This is a genomic window from Sphaerospermopsis sp. LEGE 00249, assembly GCF_014299995.1.
GTDB lineage: Bacteria > Cyanobacteriota > Cyanobacteriia > Cyanobacteriales > Nostocaceae > Sphaerospermopsis > Sphaerospermopsis kisseleviana.
Genome location: NZ_JACJUZ010000002.1, coordinates 143,648 through 160,826, shown reverse-complemented (window position 1 = coordinate 160,826; position 17,179 = coordinate 143,648). Strand labels below are relative to the sequence as shown.

Sequence of the window (17,179 nt, the reverse complement as noted above, 5' to 3'; positions counted from 1 at the left end):
CCTTCGACTTCGCTCCCTTCGACTTCGCTCCCTTCGACTTCGCTCCCTTCGACTTCGCTCCCTTCGACTTCGCTCCCTTCGACTTCGCTCCCTTCGACTTCGCTCCCTTCGACTTCGCTCAGGGAACAGGAATGCCTTTATTTTCTCAGGGTAAATCTCATGCTGAACAAATGGCGACTAAAAAGATTTGGTATTATCAATTAGATCCGGGGCGAAGTTTGGGGAAAACTAATCCTTTAAATGATGATGATTTACGGGAGTTTGTGGAGTTACAAGCTACTTTTGCAGTGTCGGAAAAGTCTTGGTTAGTGGATGTTGCTGATATTGATCAGGAGTCGTTTGATTTATCGGTGAAAAATCCCAATAAGGGGGAGGAAGTGAGGTTAAGAGAACCGCAGGATATTTTGGATGAAATTGCAGTTTTGGATCTGGAAAGTGCTGATATTTTGGCAGATATTGGAGGGATGTTATGAGAGAAGGTTGGGAAGTAAAAACTTTAGGAAGTTTATGTGATTTCATTCGCGGACCATTTGGAGGTAGTCTTAAAAAATCCTGTTTTAAAAGTTCTGGATATGCGGTTTATGAGCAACAACACGCAATTTATAATCAGTTCAAGGAAATTCGATATTTTATTAATGAATCAAAATATCAAGAGATGAAGAGATTTGAGATTTTTCCAGGTGATTTAATTATGAGTTGTTCGGGAACTATGGGAAAAGTTGCAATAGTTCCTGATGGTATTCATAAAGGAATTATAAACCAAGCTCTTCTGAAACTTGCTCCTAGACAGGATATTAATGCTAATTTTTTAAAATATTGGATGAGTAGTCCAAATTTTCAAAATCAAATTTTAAACCTTTCTATGGGCGTTGCAATTAAAAATGTTGCTTCTGTAAAAGTTCTTAAAGAAATTCTAATTAATTTACCACCACTTCCAGAACAAAAGAGAATTGTAACGATATTAGATGAGGCGTTTGAGGGAATTGATAGAGCAATAAGCAACACTGAAAAAAACCTCAGCAATGCACGGGAACTATTTGAAAGTTATCTAAATTCTATTTTTAGTCAAAAAGGCGAAGGTTGGGAAGAGAAGAAATTAGAGGATGTTTGCAGTATTACATCTAAACTCGTTGATCCTCGACAACCAGAGTTTATTGATTTACCACATATTGGCGCAGGTAATATGATTTCTATGACTGGGGAACTAATAGAGGTTAAAACTGCCAGACAAGAACAATTAATATCTGGAAAATTTCTTTTTGATGAAACTATGGTTCTCTATAGTAAAATTCGTCCTTACTTGATGAAAGCTTGTAGACCTGATTTTAGTGGTCTTTGTAGTGCAGATGTTTATCCACTACTTCCTAATAATGAACAATTAAACAGAGATTTCTTATTTTATATTCTTATGAGTCGAGATTTTACAAATTATGCAATTTCAGGTTCAGACCGAGCAGGAATGCCGAAGGTAAACCGAGATCATCTTTTTAGATATAGTACATGGATTCCTAGTATTTCAGATCAAATAAATATTGCACAAAAAATTGATGAATTATTTACTGAAACACAACGCCTTGAAAATATCTACCGTCAAAAAATCGCTGCATTAAAAGAACTGAAACAAAGCATCTTACAAAAAGCCTTTGCAGGGGAATTAACAGCAGATAACTCGAAAACCGAAAAGGGGGAAGTAGCCGCATGATTATCTTAAAAAAGTGTTTTAGAGCAAATCGAGATTAGCAACCCTCAATTCCTGAAACCCTCGCAAAATCAACAAAAAAGTGTTTTAGAGCAAATCGAGATTAGCAACTCTCAATTCCCGAAACCCTTGTAAAATCAACAAAAAAGTGTTTTAGAGCAAATCTAATTGCTAGAACTAGATAAAAGTGGTATTCATGTTGCCTCATACCTGACCGTGTTACCACTTAAAGAGTTGTTACAAGCTAAACTACAAGAAGCGATCGCTACTGCCCGTCGCTGACTGCCATATTCTCAAGATGAGCCATAATAAATACAGCACAACTTATTGATGATTAACCACTAACCGAAAATTTCCCAAAATTTAATTTATGTTGATTGATAAAATTATCCAAGAACTGCGAGACATTCCTGAAGATAAATTAGCAGAAATCTATGATATAATCCACCACTTTCGTCTAGGCTTACAAGAAGAATTATCTGCGGAAGAAACACCTACAGAAATCGTCATCGAAGGTATTCATCAAGGCATCAGAGAGGCTTTAAGTGGGCAAACTCTACCCCTTTCACAAATGTGGGATGGTATTGATGCAGAGTGAACCATTGATCCAAATTGCTCTTACACCTCGATTTCAAAGGGATTTAAGAGAACTTGCTAAACGCTATCGTTCAATTCGCAGTGATATTCAACCCTTAATTGAACAACTGCAAACAGGAGAAACTCCTGGAGATAGAATTTCTGGGCTGAAATATCAGGTGTTTAAAGTTCGTCTGAAAAATAGCAACATTCAAAAAGGAAAAAGTGGAGGTTATCGAGTCATTTATTATGTGAAAACTGCCCAAGCCATCATACTCACTACGATCTATTCTAAATCTGATATTTCAGATGTGAGTAATGAAATAATTGAAGAAGCGATCGCCAAATATGAAGAAGAAAATCAAATAGAAGATAATCCAAACTAACACTACAAATTAAGTTAAATTTACTTAACTACTGTCAACTGTCAACTGTCAACTGTCAACTGTCAACTGTCAACTGTCCAATGAACGAAGCCGAAACCTCTAAGTTGAGCGAAGCCGAAACTCGCGCCGAATTAATTGACCCCGCCCTTACTGCTGCTGGTTGGGGAGTAGTTGAAAATAGCCGCATCCGTCGAGAAGTCATCGCCCCTGGCCGTTTAATTGGCAATGGTAAACGGGCTAAAGCAGACATCGCTGATTATGTATTAGTTTATCGTGGTGAAAAACTCGCTGTTATTGAAGCTAAAAAACGCGATTTACCCGATACAGAAGGTCTAGCACAGGCGAAAAAATACGCCGAAAAATTAAAAACTCGCTTTGCATATTCTACCAATGGTGTGGGCATTTACCAAGTAGATATGCACACCGGAAAAGAAGGTTATATCAACAAATATCCCACACCCGATGAACTATGGAAATCCACCTGGCGGTTGAGCGAAGTCGAAACCAGCGAAGTCGAAACCAGCGAAGTCGAAACCAGCGAAGTCAAAACCAGCGAAGTCGAAACCAGCGATTTCCCTTCGACTCCGCTCAGGGAACAAGAACAAGAATGGCGTGATTCTCTTTCAGCGATACTTCGTGAACGCTTTGCAACTATTCCCTTTGAAGATAAAAGCGGTACATGGGAGGCTCGATACTATCAACATAATGCCATCAAATATGTATTAGAGGCGATCGCTCAAGGACAAAACCGAATTTTATTAACCATGGCCACTGGTACAGGTAAAACTTTTATCGCTTTCCAACTGGCCTGGAAACTCTTCCAAAGCCGATGGAACTTGAGCTATAACCCCACACTTCGACTTACTTCGACTTCGCTCAGTACAAGTCGCTCAGTGACCACACGCCGCCCTAGAATACTGTTTTTAGCAGATCGTAATATTCTCGCAGACCAAGCCTTTAACGCCTTTTCTGCCTTTGCTGATGATGCTTTAGTTCGCATAGATCCCGAAACCATTAAAAAACGGGGTCGAGTTCCCAAAAATGGCAGCATCTTTTTTACAATTTTTCAAACCTTCATGACTAAAACAAGCGGTTCTCTGAGCAGTTGTCTGAGCGAAGTCGAAGACAACACCCCCAAATTTAACGACTATCCCCCCAACTTTTTCGACTTTATTATTATTGATGAATGTCACCGAGGGGGAGCAAGTGACGAAAGCACCTGGCGAGGAATTTTAGAATACTTTTCCCCTGCGGTACAACTAGGACTTACTGCCACACCCAAACGCAAAAATAATGCTGATACTTACGCTTATTTCGGCGAACCAGTTTATACTTATGCTTTAAAAGATGGTATTAATGATGGGTTTTTAACTCCCTTTAAAGTCAGGGAAATAGAAACTAGTTTAGATGAATATATTTACAGTGCTGATGATGATGTCATAGAAGGGGTGATAGATGATGAAAAAACCTATACAGAAACAGACTTTAACCGCATTATTGAAATTGAAGAACGGGAACGCTACCGAGTGCAATTGTTCATGGAGGAAATAGATCAAAATCAAAAAACCCTTGTATTTTGTGCTAACCAAGATCATGCCCTAGCGGTAAGAAATTTAATCAATCAAATCAAGATTAGTCATAATCCTAATTATTGCCACAGAGTGACAGCTAATGATGGGAAATTAGGAGAACAACACCTGAAGAATTTTCAAGATAATGAAAAAAATATTCCCACAATTTTAACCACTTCTCAAAAACTTTCCACCGGGGTTGATGCTCGCAATGTGCGGAATATAGTTTTAATGCGTCCTATTAATTCCATGATTGAATTTAAACAAATTATCGGTCGTGGTACTCGGTTATATGATGGAAAAGATTATTTTACTATTTATGATTTTGTCAAAGCTTATGAACATTTTAACGATCCAGAATGGGATGGTGAACCCCAAGAACCTGTGAAAGTTACCAACAGAAAAGCACGGGAATTATCACCAAATACAGATAAGAATACCACAAAAGAGAGAACCGAAAAAACAGAAGATACCACACCTAAAATAATTAAAGTTAAATTAGGAGATGGTAAAGAAAGAACTATTCAACATCAAATATCTACCAGCTTTTGGAGTGTAGACGGTAAACCCATAACGTCCGCAGAATTTATAGAAAGGCTATTTGGTGAAATTCCCGAATTGTTCAAAAACGAAAATGAATTAAGAACTATTTGGAGTCGTCCAGATACTCGAAAAGCACTGTTAGAAGGATTATCAGAAAAAGGTTATGATGCAGAACAATTAACAGTAATTAGCCGTTTAATTAATGCGGAAAAAAGTGATTTATATGATATTTTAGCCTATATTGCTTATGCTGCTGTACCTATTAGCCGTCGGGAAAGGGTTTTAGCTCATAAATCGTTAATTTTCTCTAAATATGTAGGTAAACAACAGGAATTTCTTGATTTTGTCTTGGATCAATATATTAAAGATGGAGTAGAAGAACTGGATCGATCTAAGTTACCCCAATTATTAGAGTTGAAATACCATACTATCCATGATGCTATTAAAGAATTAGGTAGCGTTGCTAATATCAGTGAAGTATTTATCGGGTTTCAGCAGTATTTATATTCACAGGATATAGCAGCTTAATTGTCGCAATCTGTCAAATTAAGCTTCCAAATGACGAGTATAAACACCAAGAGTATCTGCTACTGCCTTATTTATCTGAGATTTAATAGTGAGGTTGGGTGATTCAGCAAACCACTGGATGAGATGAAATTTCAGTTTTGCCTTGATTTGCGACATACAATATGCAAAATAGGCAAATTGGTCTGGGGTAGAGATAAATAAGCTATACTCCTTACATAGTAAAGGTTTCAGCTATTACATTCTATTGCGACAGGAGTTGCGAAAAGCGACATTTAATTTGCGAACGTACACATATAATACTCGGTTTATTAATGTTTTGTAAGAAATCGCACTTTGGGCTAAAATTTACCGTAGCATAATAATATATATATGAATAAAATTCAAGTAGAAATCAAAGAACTCAACTCACAAATTCAAGCCCTCCTAAGAGAAAGGGCTGCATTAACTCAAAATAGTATAGAATCTAGTGAAAATAATACAAATTTGGCAATAGTTGAAGCTTATCGCCGTCAAGCTAGGGAAAATCCCGAAATTGCGGCAGAAATTCAAGGTATAGATAATGCGATCGCTTTTTTAGAAAAACAAAAACAACAAAAACAAGCTCAGTTAAATGGTTCACTAACTTTTTCTAAACGTCTTGCTCAACAACAACAAGAATTAGAAGCAGCGAAAAAAGTAGCCGAAATTCACGCCCAAAGGGTAAATGAACTCGCACAAGAACTAGCAGAAGAAATTAAACTACTCAAAGCTTGTGCTGATGAACTTAGCCCCATGTATTGGCAAGTGTACTATAAACCGTTCATTACCGGATTCAAAACCATTTCAGTTCCCCATGTTCGTTCTGATGGAGAAGTTTGGACAATTGTCAACCGTATTGTTTAGGTATTTAATACCTTGCGTGTATCTGGGTTTCTGCTCTTTTTTAACTCAAGAAAATCTGCCTTTGATCTTCCCACAAGATAAAATTTTTAGTAAAAGCGTTGATGAATCGTCAGAGGAACTCATGGCTGTAAAAAAAGGAAATATGGTTCGTGCTGTGCGCGAGAAGTTGGAAAATAGTGTAGAAGCAAAAGCTAGTGATACTCGCTTTCCCTCCTATTTATTTGATAGTCCAGGGGAAATAGTAGATATTAAAGGTGATTATGCTTTGGTGAAGTTCGGAAAAGTACCAACTCCCAATATTTGGTTAAAATTAGAACAATTGGAAGAGTTTGCATAACAAAGGTTGTGCTTTAGTGTACAATTCCCGCAAGGAACTTAAGTTCCTTGCTAATAGCTGAAGTCATCTAAAGATGACTAAATAATTGAGAGTTTCCCAAATTTGTAAATTTATTTCTATCCAAGGAAATAAAATAATCCAAGGAACTGGATATGATTGAACCGCAAAGGGCGCAAAGGACACAAAGGTAAGAGAATTTAAGAGATTTTTTGGTTTTGCTGTGGTGATTTTTTTTCCAAATTGGGATGCTCCAAATTAAATTAGAAATTTAATTTCTAACTTCAGTGGATATCAATATTTACTAATCTACTCTACTATTAGTCAGGAATTGCAATTGTCAAGAAAATATTTCTTATGTCTTATTTACTTTCTTCTCCTGTTTTCTGTAAATCTCCCCGTGTGACTATTGTGGGTGCGGGTAGAGTTGGTAGCACTTTAGCCCAACGCATCGCGGAGAAAAATTTGGCCGATGTAGTATTGTTAGATATTGTCGAAGGAATGCCCCAAGGTTTAGCTTTAGATTTGCTAGAAGCGAGGGGATTAGAATTACATAATCGGCAAATTAGCGGTACTAATAATTATGCAGATACGGCTAATTCTAATATTGTTGTCATTACCGCTGGTTTTCCTCGCAAACCGGGAATGAGTCGGGATGATTTGCTAAAAATCAATGCCAAAATTGTGGTTGAAGCGGCAAAAAATGCGATCGCCCATTCTCCCCATGCTATTTTTATTGTCGTCACAAATCCTTTAGATGTGATGACTTATTTAACTTGGCAAGTTACAGGTTTACCCAGAAATCAAATCATGGGAATGGCTGGAGTTTTAGACTCAGCAAGATTTGAAACTTTCATTGCTTTAGAATTAGGGGTTTTACCTGCGGATGTCAAAGCAATGGTTTTAGGAAGTCACGGTGATTTAATGGTTCCTTTAGCCCGTTATGCTACTGTTAATGGTATTCCGATTACAGAATTATTAGATGCAGAAAAAATTGAACAGTTAGTACAAAGAACACGCAATGGCGGCGCAGAAATTGTGGAATTAATGCACACAGGCGGCGCGTTTTTTGCTCCTGCTTCTGCCACTTCTTTGATGATAGAATCTATTTTATTAAATCAGTCTCGCTTATTACCAGTTGCAGCTTATTTACAAGGTGAATATGGTTTAAATGATGTAGTGATTGGTGTTCCTTGTCGTTTAGGATGTGGTGGAGTCGAGAGTATTTTAGAATTGACTCTCAACGATACAGAAAAAGCAGCTTTACAAACTTCGGCTAATTCTGTAAGTAATAATATCAAAAGAGCGCAAGAAATTTTATCTAATATAGGTGACTGGTGACTGGTGATTGGTGACTGGTGATTGGTGACTGGTGACTGGTGACTGGTGACTGGTGACTGGTGACTGGTGACTGGTGACTGGTGACTGGTGACTGGTGACTGGTGACTGGTGACTGGTGACTGGTGACTGGTGACTGGTGACTGGTGACTGGGTAATAAATTTGATGTTTCCCTATTAACTATCAACTATCAACTAGTATCAATTACCAATCACAAATTGATCAAATTTTACAACTTGCGAATCAGGTTTTTTGGTATTAAAGCGATAACTACTAATAGTACCTGTTCCCGTGTCGAAAATGCTGAAAACTGTAATCTCATTACTAGCAATATAAGGTAAAGGTTGACCATCTTCTCCTAATAATGGAGAAATCGTTGGTATAACTGGTTCTAAACCATTGGGATCACCAATTCTGGTATAATCATCTTCTGGATAGTTTACGGGAACATCTCGCTTTCTTTCACCCCAAGCAGCACCATAGGAATTACCAACATTAGAAGTTTCTAAAAAGTGCATTCCACTAGAACTAACAAACCTATTCCATAAATGGGAATGTCCATAAAATACTAATTGCACTTTAGCAGCTTCTAATAAAGGAATCACATCACGAATAATGTAATCTGCATTTTTGGGATATTCGTAATTTACAGATTTAATATTTCCTGTTTGATCTTTTTCAATAATCTGTAAAGGATTAGTGTAAGCTGGAACAATATTATCACCCAACGTATGAGGAGGATGATGGAACATAACCACCTTATATTTTGCCTGTTGAAATTCAGGACTTTTTAATTCTTCCTCCAACCAATCATATTGATCACTTCCTTTAAAACTAGGTTCAAAAATTAACTGTCCATAACCCCAATTTTCAGGATTATTCAAATCTGTTTCTGGTTCTATATATCTACCTTTTCTCTCTGAATTTAATTGAGGATGTCGCCACATATTCGTAATATACAAAACCACCAAACGGACATCACCAAAAGTAACAGCGTAATAGGTTTTTCCACCTGATTTAGTTTCAGGTAAAGTAAAAATTTCCTCGTAAGTGATAGTATTAAAAGAATTATCTATTAAAGATTTTTTACCATACAAATTTTCAGCTACTTCACGGGGAACAGTATCATTAAATTCATCATTTAAACTCTTTTTTCTCTGATATCTTCCCATGACTTCATGATTACCAATACAAGGAAACATAGGGGCATTTTGAATAATTTTCCCACCAGTGTAAGTAACCTTGACACCATCATGAGATTCCATTGTATAATTACCACGACCTTGTAAACCTGGAAATAAAGCATTTCCGCGATTATCATCAAACCATTCAGAAGCACGATCTGGAACATTAATTAAATCTCCAGCAAACCATACGCCGTCAACTCTCCCCACAGTTTCCACAACTTTTTGTAAATTTGCTGCTGTCATTGGTTTTAATTGATGATCAGATGTGAGGAGAACTTTTAACGGTGTACCGGGTTTTGGAGTAGATGCAAGAGTAAAAACCTCACTATTAACCTTTTTCCCATCTTCTCGTATACTGGTGACAAAATAGGGAACTCGTAGATTAGGAGTTAAACCAGTAACTTCAGCTTCATGTCGCCAAATATCTCTTTTTACAGGTTGTTCATAAACTTGCCCATTTGCCTTTTGATCTGCTACTCTTGACCCTTGATCTTCCCGAACACGACTAAGTTTAGTAGTTTTTGCAATTGAATTTCTATCAAATTTATCACCGTAAACAACCAAATGTTTATCACCGGCAAACTCAGTAAACCAAACTACACGCACAGAATTTTCTGTTGGTAGTTGTAAAAATGGATCTGTTAATAGTTGTGGTGGTGATATCATAGTTGCTTGTCCCAAATAACTTACACTTACTACCGTCAAACATATTACCAAAAAAAGTACAATATTTAGGGTATTCTTCATATGCTTAGTCCAAAAACTGAACTCCTACCTTCAACCCTAAAGAAGACTTCTTTTCTTCCTTTGTGTACTTTGCGTACTTTGCGGTTAGTTTAATCAATATCAAAAGCAGCATAACAGATAAGTAGTCGTGCAAAATAAATTTTATATTTGGGAGAGGGAACAGGGAACAGGGAACAGGGAACAGATAAGGAATACAGGGATTTTTGTTTGTTCCAAAAATGTTAAATTAATTTTGCCCAGGTACTTAATTCTTATTACTTTGCGTCTTTGAGTGAGAAAAAATATGAACATCCAAAAATCAAACCGACAAATCTTCATCATATACGGATTATTGACAGCGATCGCACTCCTCACCCTGTTTCCCTTATTATGGCTCATTAGTACAGCCTTAAAATCACCCACCGAAAATCTTTTACAGTCTCCACCCCAGTTATTACCCATTCAACCGACTTTAAATAATTTCTCTCGTGTTTGGCAATCTTTACCTTTTGGGCAATATTTATATAATAGTATTTTGGTATCTGTATTGACTGTAATTTTGAATTTAATGTTTTGTTCTTTAGCCGCTTATCCTTTAGCCAGATTATCATTTTTAGGACGGAATGGAATTTTTATTGCGATTGTTTCTACAATTATGATTCCCTTTCAAATAGTCATGATTCCCTTATATATTTTGATAGTGCAGTTAGGGTTAACAAATAGTTATTTAGGAATGATTTTTCCCAGTTTAGCTTCTGCTTTTGGCATTTTTTTATTAAGACAAGCTTTTATGGGAGTGCCTAAAGAAATAGAAGAAGCCGCCCGCATGGATGGTAGTTCTGAGTTAGGATTATGGTGGTTTGTGATGTTACCCGCTATTAAACCAGCACTAATAACTCTGGCTATTTTTGTATTTATTGGTGCTTGGAGTGACTTTTTATGGCCGTTAATTGTTATCCAAGATGAGAGTTTATATACTTTACCCTTGGGAGTGGCTAAATTAGCAGGTACATTTTCCTTAGATTGGCGATTAGTAGCAGCTGGATCTGTAATTTCAATTGCTCCAGTTTTGCTGTTATTTCTCTTTTTACAAAGGTTTATTGTCCCCACAGATACAGGTAGCGGTGTTAAAGGATAATTGCAATTCAAAAGTCAAAGTGTAAAAATTCAGGAGTCGTAGGGGCGAAGTAGGGGCGAAGCATTCGGAAAATAACCTGTGATCAAAATTGAGAATTGATCGCCCGAATGCTTCGCCCTTACAGGAAAATAACCTGTGATCAAAATTGAGAATTGATCGCCCGAATGCTTCGCCCTTACAGGAAAATAACCTGTGATCAAAATTGAGAATTGATCGCCCGAATGCTGATGCTTCCAGCACGCTTCGCGAACGCCCTTACAGGAGTCAGGAGTTATTAATTTTGGATTTTGGATGCAAGGATTTTGGATTGTTTTTGTTATCTCCAATCTAAAATCTAAAATCTAAAATCTAAAATTTTCCTCCCTGTTTCCTTTCTCCACGAAAAAACTTTCTCAGCAAACCCTATTTATTGGCTAACAGTTGAGATCAAGTTAACCGCTAAAGGTTCTTTTAGTGATTGTAAAGAACTAGCTTTGATAGCATCCAGATAACGACGCAACAATAGAAGTTGTTGAGAATTGGGACGATATGTGAGATTTCCTTGTTTTTGAAACAATGGTGCAGAGGCGATCGCCTGATAATCAGGATTTTCCTGAGAAGTTTTTGCTAACCATAGAGAATTTAAAGATGTTTGCCCTGAAAGAAGTTTATCATCTGGTTCTGGTAAGATTTCAGCAGCAGTAGGTATTAAACCAGCAGGTAGTTCACCTTCCAAAAAAGCCAGCAAACGCTGTTGACAAATGCGGGTATTGATGCCACGATTCTCAAACAATTGCAGAATTTCACCAAAAGATAGAGAACGCATAGTTTCACCACCTGAGCTATGCGGTAAAATTTTCAGCAATTCCGAAAACAAGAAGTAATCTGTATACTGTTGTTTAGGTACTTCTAAAACCTGGGGATGTAGAGGTAAGGTAGCCAACCCATAAGCCACCCGACTACATTTAGGAGCGCCATTTTCACCCAGATATAAATCCTGAATAATTTTGGCATTGGGAAGTTTTTGTCTTAACCAACGGTTGACTGTAGCAATAGCAGCCACCCCACCAGAAATAATTGTCTGATCAACAGCTTCCGTAGGAATACCACGAGCTACTAATAATTTATTCAGTTCCCGGTTGAGACGACGTATGTAGGGGACAAAAACCTGAGTTTCCAAATCTCGTCGCTGCAATATCCAGCACTGATCTGCTAACTCCAGAGTGAAAGATTCTTGATGTTGCAAAATCAGCTTCAGAGCCAGAGCAGCATCTAACAATCCTTGTCCCAACAAAGAACTTTCTAACTTTTGCTGGAAGCGGATGCGGGAAAGTAGATCCGGTTCTCCAACTCGTGGTAGTTCTAACGCTTCCAAACTCAAACTAGACCATTGTATCTGGTCTAAACCAGGAATTGAGGGTTGCCAATGCCAAGGATTACTACTAGAAATGCTACTGTTAGCTTTTGACCTCCCACGGGGTTGGCGAGATTTTGGTGGTAGTAGCAACTGACAAATAATATCCTGCTCCATAGCCTTACCAGCATAGGCAAAACTGTGAAGCATAAAATCTCTGTATGTTAATTGGCTCAAATCTGTCGGTAAATCAACCAATGCCATCTCTGTAGCAGTAGCACCAATATTTAGAGCCAGGGTTGTACCCCCATGGAAATTTTCACTGGTTTTTAAAGGACGCAAACCTTGATTGTCATGCAACTGTACTGAAGGAGAATTGTTAGGATTAAGTTCTGGCAGCAAACTAGCGATCGCCTCCTCCACAAAAAATATCTCTTGGGGATGGGAAACAAGCTGACTAGCCAGTATTGCTTCCCGCACATTAAAACGATATTGTTCAGACCAACTAGAAGGACAACTACAAACAACACCGGCAATATTATTCATAATCTCAGAGAAAACTTGAGTATCTATCCCCACAGCATGAGCAATTAAAGCTGGAGTTGTACTTGTTTGATCCGATTTGAGAGTTAACAGTAATTTAGAGAGCGATCGCACCACCCAAATCAAAGGACCTGCGGAAAATTCATTTAACTGCAATACAGGTTCCCATTTTTGCTGCGTAGTTCTATAAGGAATCCCTATGTCTAAAAAAGGCTTTAAATGAGCAGAGTAAAGATTTTGTTTCGGTGCTGTTGTGGAGTGAGTTTGATCCTGTGCCACCGCCGCAGGTGTTGTCTGCTCTCTATTTTCTCTGCTTTCTGCGTCTGAATGAGGTATGGAAGCCGTAGGTAAATAAACTTCTGCCGGTAAACGAAAAGATTGCTCAAAAGCAGTGTTACCTGATGGATTTTCTGTTGACCAGTAGATCGGATACACAACCAACTGCGAACGATTCAACAACGCCGCAGAAATCCCAGTTGTACCCAAATCAATTCCTAAATACCAAACAAAGTTTGGGTCGTTGACTCTCAACACAGAATTATCACTTAACTTTTCATCGCCCAGCAAAGCAACTTCTGGTGCAGAATTTGTGACTTCCTTTTTTTTTTCAGTTTGCGGACTTTGCGGACTATTCACATTAGAAACAGCAGCTAATGGGATATTTTCTGTTGCTGTGCTGCTAGGAGATTCCATCAACTGCATTCCTGTATCCAGGATATCCTGGAGAATATTCTGACCTTCAGATACCGAATCCTGCAAACTTTCTACATTCGTTGTCTGTTGCGATTCAGAATTTAACCGCCAATCAAAATTGGTTAAATCTCGATCCAATTGTTGCAACTGCGCTTCATCTAAAACAATATTCGGTATACCTTGCGTCTCTGTATCCGTGTTATCTATAGATAGTAAATTTTCCTGTGGTGAAGCCAGAATGTAAGCAGATGCTAAATTTTGTGTCTCTGTCGATTCCTCTACAGCAGAGCTAACTATGGGAGTCTCTAGTTCTGTCGTGTCTGGATGATCATCAACAGCTAAAGCTTCTGTAACTTGTTCTTCACCGAAGACATCAACTAACAAGTCCGTCAGCACTGTGATTGTATCACTACTATCTGGATGAAAGTTCAGTAATGTAGGAGTGCTGGCAAATTCAGCTTGTGATTGCGTATCCTCTGGCAACAAGGATTTTTCCCATAAATCAGATGATGCTGGCTCTGTGGTTTCTACAACCATAGCCGCATTTTCAGGTGGAAAATTGTTACTCTGCTCAAAAATATTTAAATCCTCTTGCTCTACACTTTCTGACGACACCTGCACATTAAGCTCTTGTGCTTCTTCTTGTGCTTCTGGAATAATTGGTGATGCTGACATACTTTCACTAATCTCAGCAGTGTTATTTACCTCACTTGTCACCACTGGCACAGCAGTAGATTCTGTAGTCGATTTTGTTGATTTAATCCTATCTGCACCACCAAACAAACTCGCATAAAGTTCATCTACTTCATCAATACTCTCTGAGTGAGTTTCATCAGGGGTGGTAAAAGAAGCAGCAACTGAACTTGAAATCTCATCTGACCTCAGTTGTAACAGCACTGCTTCCAAATTCTCCACAATCTCAGGTTCTTGAGTGTCCGCAGTCACAGTATCCTGAATTAATTCCTCCCCATTCTCTGATGGAGTTTCATCAGAACTAATATTAGAACTAATATTAGAACTAATAAAACTATCAACTGCTGAAACTGGTGCTGGTTGTGCAGTCAATTGTGAAAGCACTGCTTCCAGATTTTCCACAATCTCAGGTTCTTGAGTGTCCGCAGTCACAGTATCCTGAATTAATTCCTCCCCATTCTCTGATGGAGTTTCATCAGAACTAATATTAGAACTAATATTAGAACTAATAAAACTATCAACTGCTGAAACTGGTGCTGGTTGTGCAGTCAGTTGTGAAAGCACTGCTTCCAGATTTTCCACAATCTCAGGTTCTTGAGTGTCCGCAGTCACAGTATCCTGAATTAATTCCTCCCCATTCTCTGATGGAGTTTCATCAGAACTAATATTAGAACTAATATTAGAACTAATAAAACTATCAACTGCTGAAACTGGTGCTGGTTGTGCAGTCAGTTGTGAAAGCACTGCTTCCAGATTTTCCACAATCTCAGGTTCTTGAGTGTCCGCAGTCACAGTATCCTGAATTAATTCCTCAGCAACAGAAGAAACAGGTTGTACTTCTGTTGCAGAATCTAACCCAAAGGTTAAAGGTGGAGCATCTGGAGATTGTATTTGTAAAGTCTGATGCAAATTATTCAGAAAATTTGCCATCAACTGTTCACCTTGCAACCCCTGACTGTGCATTCTTGCCAGTGCTTGGGATAAAGACTGATAATAAGTGTTAATGTTACGCTCTAATGCCTCAAAGATAACGTTAACAGTTCCATCTAGTGATAGTAAACGTTGATCCAACTCCTTGGCCAAACTAGCTAACCTTTCTAACCCTTCGACGGATTCCACAACAGGTTGAATAGCAGAGTTGCTGACTTCTTGCTTAGTTTCACCTGTAGTCAAACTAGAAGAATTAGCTGCATTTCTTGTTAAATATGGAATTAAATTTGGCACTAAACGACTGATTAGCACTTGTAAAAATTCGCTAATTATCTGCTCTTGGGTGGCTAACTGCTGTGTTAAGGAATAGTTTTGCAGTCGCTTTTGCTCTAGCTGTCTAATTTCCTGGACAAGAGAAGCTCTTTCTTGCAACAGACTTGATAATTCTGCCTGCAAAGGTTGAAGCACAACCAAAATTTCATCTTTTAATTGTTCTGCGGTAAAATTAGCCTGTGGCTGTTGGGATTGATAAGACTTTGATCCAGCTTGGTTATGCTCCTGCTCCACATATCGCGCCAACAAAGATGACAGTGGTTGTGTCTGTGATTGCTCCACAGGAGTTTCTTCTGGTGTCTCACTTTCATTGAGTTTGACAAGAAACTCACGCACTCGCTGTAAAACATCTCTCTCTTCTTGTCCCTGACCAGACAGCAGTTTTGATAGGGGATTACCACTATTGACAAGCAAGTTGTCAATATCTGCAATCAGTTTGTGAATTTCATCTTTACGGGAAGTCACGTTAAATTACCTTAGCTAGAAATGTACTGTGATGTTTATGGTAATTAAGTTTACGAAAGCACTGAGTAACCAAATTTATTGCTCGTACTTCTGACGGCAATTATGTTATGAATCACTCAGAGATGCAACTTGATCTAGATGATTAGCTGTGTTTTTAGGTAGTTTGCCAAATTTTGCGTTAGGTTAAGGTAAAATCAAATTCGTGGTATTGGTGACAGGGGGGTTAAGCCTGGTGTATTTAATCAGCAAATACTAAGGGAAAGTAAAAATTGTTGAGAAAAAATTATTTGTCGTTTTCTTGTGTAACATAGTTTAGTCTCCTCTTTGAAAGCGGCTGTAATAATTTGATAGGTAAGGCTAAAAACACCGATCTTACTTGTTCTGTTCATAGCAGCTTAAATAAATATGTCCTAATGGAAGACCGATATAGCTTGCAGACATCCGCTCAAAACTTGATCACTTCAGCACCCTTTTTTCAAGGGTTGCCTGAATCTATTGTAGAAACAGCCCTCACCAATCTTGTTACCCGTACCCACCCAGCCAACCAAGTGATCCTGCTAGAAAATGACTGGGGTGGTTCAGTATATTTTATTTTAGAGGGATGGGTAAAAATCCGTACATACAATTTAGAAGGAAAAGAGGTAACACTAAACATTATTGGGCATGGGGAATTATTTGGAGAAATGGCGGCACTAGATGAAGTTCCCCGTTCCACTGATGTCATAACTCTTACCCCAACCATGATAGGCAGTATGCCTGCTCAAGATTTTGTCAAATTGTTGCAAACAGAACCTTTAGCGGGAATGAGATTATCCCAATTAATGGCGCGACGATTAAGACAAGTAAATCGTCGTTTGCGTCTGCGAGAATCAGATAGTCAATCACGGGTAGCAGATACTTTGCTATTTTTAGCAGAGGGACAGGGTAAGATAGGAGAAACAGGTACAGAAATTCCTAATTTACCTCATCGAGAATTGAGCAGTTTGAGTGGACTGGCACGGGAAACAGTTACACGCGTACTGACAAGGTTAGAAAAAAAAGGCTTGATTATCCGGGAACAAGATGTAATGTGTATCCCTGATGTAGTAGCTTTGGAAAAAATGATCATTTAATAGGGAATAGGGAATAGGGAATAGGGAATAGGGAACAGGGAGCAGGGAACAGGGAACAGGGAGCAGGGAACAGGGAGCAGGGAGCAGGGAGCAGGGAGCAGGGGGAAATTATTTGTATTTTCCCAGTCACCAATCACCAATCACCAATCACCAAGCAAAACAGATATG

General features: G+C 38.3%; 13 protein-coding genes and 2 pseudogenes. 11 read left to right on the top strand and 4 right to left on the bottom strand.

Translation table 11 applies throughout. From position 1 onward, the window contains the following. The 6 genes and pseudogenes from H5968_RS25365 to hsdR form a co-directional block, all read left to right on the top strand. Positions 1–473 (top strand): annotated as a pseudogene (locus tag H5968_RS25365) (hypothetical protein); the annotation flags it as partial. Then, positions 470–1,702, top strand: coding sequence for a restriction endonuclease subunit S (locus H5968_RS01720; RefSeq protein ID WP_187038550.1), 1,233 nt, complete (start codon positions 470–472; stop codon positions 1,700–1,702). The pseudogene H5968_RS25365 and the gene H5968_RS01720, both read left to right, overlap by 4 nt. 165 nt (positions 1,703–1,867) lie before the next feature. Then, positions 1,868–1,981, top strand: a pseudogene (locus tag H5968_RS26000) (DUF1016 domain-containing protein); the annotation flags it as partial. A gap of 88 nt (positions 1,982–2,069) precedes the next feature. Beyond that, complete coding sequence (locus H5968_RS01710) at positions 2,070–2,297, top strand: hypothetical protein (RefSeq protein WP_187038549.1); 228 nt, start codon at positions 2,070–2,072, stop codon at positions 2,295–2,297. Beyond that, positions 2,287–2,661 carry a type II toxin-antitoxin system RelE/ParE family toxin gene (locus tag H5968_RS01705; RefSeq protein ID WP_137666228.1) on the top strand — a complete coding sequence of 125 codons (375 nt, stop codon included), beginning with the start codon at positions 2,287–2,289 and terminating at the stop codon, positions 2,659–2,661. Before H5968_RS01710 ends, H5968_RS01705 begins: the two co-directional genes overlap by 11 nt. A gap of 104 nt (positions 2,662–2,765) precedes the next feature. Continuing rightward, on the top strand, positions 2,766–5,303 hold the full coding sequence (gene hsdR, locus H5968_RS01700; RefSeq protein ID WP_187038561.1) for an EcoAI/FtnUII family type I restriction enzme subunit R: 2,538 nt from the start codon (positions 2,766–2,768) through the stop codon (positions 5,301–5,303). Positions 5,304–5,321: 18 nt separating this feature from the next. Here hsdR and H5968_RS01695 read toward each other — a convergent pair whose 3' ends face one another. Next, a complete protein-coding gene (locus tag H5968_RS01695; RefSeq protein WP_187038548.1) occupies positions 5,322–5,459 on the bottom strand; it encodes a hypothetical protein in 138 nt (45 codons plus the stop codon). A gap of 213 nt (positions 5,460–5,672) precedes the next feature. On the opposite strand from H5968_RS01695, the gene H5968_RS01690 reads away from it, so the two are divergent. The 3 genes from H5968_RS01690 to mdh all read left to right on the top strand — a co-directional run bounded on the left by H5968_RS01690 (position 5,673) and on the right by mdh (position 7,860). Next, positions 5,673–6,185: a hypothetical protein gene (locus tag H5968_RS01690; RefSeq protein ID WP_187038547.1), complete on the top strand. Its 513-nt coding sequence runs from the start codon at positions 5,673–5,675 to the stop codon at positions 6,183–6,185. Positions 6,186–6,306: 121 nt separating this feature from the next. Next, positions 6,307–6,522 (top strand): NAD(P)H-quinone oxidoreductase subunit O, encoded by a 216-nt coding sequence (locus tag H5968_RS01685; protein ID WP_096572168.1) that lies wholly within the window; start codon positions 6,307–6,309, stop codon positions 6,520–6,522. 354 nt (positions 6,523–6,876) lie between these two features. Continuing rightward, on the top strand, positions 6,877–7,860 hold the full coding sequence (mdh, locus tag H5968_RS01680; protein WP_187038546.1) for a malate dehydrogenase: 984 nt from the start codon (positions 6,877–6,879) through the stop codon (positions 7,858–7,860). A gap of 198 nt (positions 7,861–8,058) precedes the next feature. Here mdh and H5968_RS01675 read toward each other — a convergent pair whose 3' ends face one another. Beyond that, complete coding sequence (locus H5968_RS01675) at positions 8,059–9,711, bottom strand: metallophosphoesterase (RefSeq protein WP_187038560.1); 1,653 nt, start codon at positions 9,709–9,711, stop codon at positions 8,059–8,061. Between the two features lie 364 nt (positions 9,712–10,075). On the opposite strand from H5968_RS01675, the gene H5968_RS01670 reads away from it, so the two are divergent. Next, positions 10,076–10,909 (top strand): carbohydrate ABC transporter permease, encoded by an 834-nt coding sequence (locus H5968_RS01670; RefSeq protein WP_187038545.1) that lies wholly within the window; start codon positions 10,076–10,078, stop codon positions 10,907–10,909. A gap of 29 nt (positions 10,910–10,938) precedes the next feature. Here the strand turns inward: H5968_RS01670 and H5968_RS01665 are convergent, their stop codons facing one another. Further along, positions 10,939–11,235, bottom strand: a complete 297-nt coding sequence (locus H5968_RS01665) for a hypothetical protein (protein WP_187038544.1) — start codon at positions 11,233–11,235, stop codon at positions 10,939–10,941. Between the two features lie 80 nt (positions 11,236–11,315). After that, positions 11,316–15,899, bottom strand: a complete 4,584-nt coding sequence (locus H5968_RS01660) for a hypothetical protein (RefSeq protein ID WP_187038543.1) — start codon at positions 15,897–15,899, stop codon at positions 11,316–11,318. Positions 15,900–16,312: 413 nt separating this feature from the next. Between H5968_RS01660 and H5968_RS01655 the strand changes: the two genes are divergently transcribed. Continuing rightward, positions 16,313–17,011, top strand: a complete 699-nt coding sequence (locus tag H5968_RS01655; protein ID WP_096572173.1) for a Crp/Fnr family transcriptional regulator — start codon at positions 16,313–16,315, stop codon at positions 17,009–17,011. The last annotated feature ends 168 nt before the right edge of the window (positions 17,012–17,179 follow it).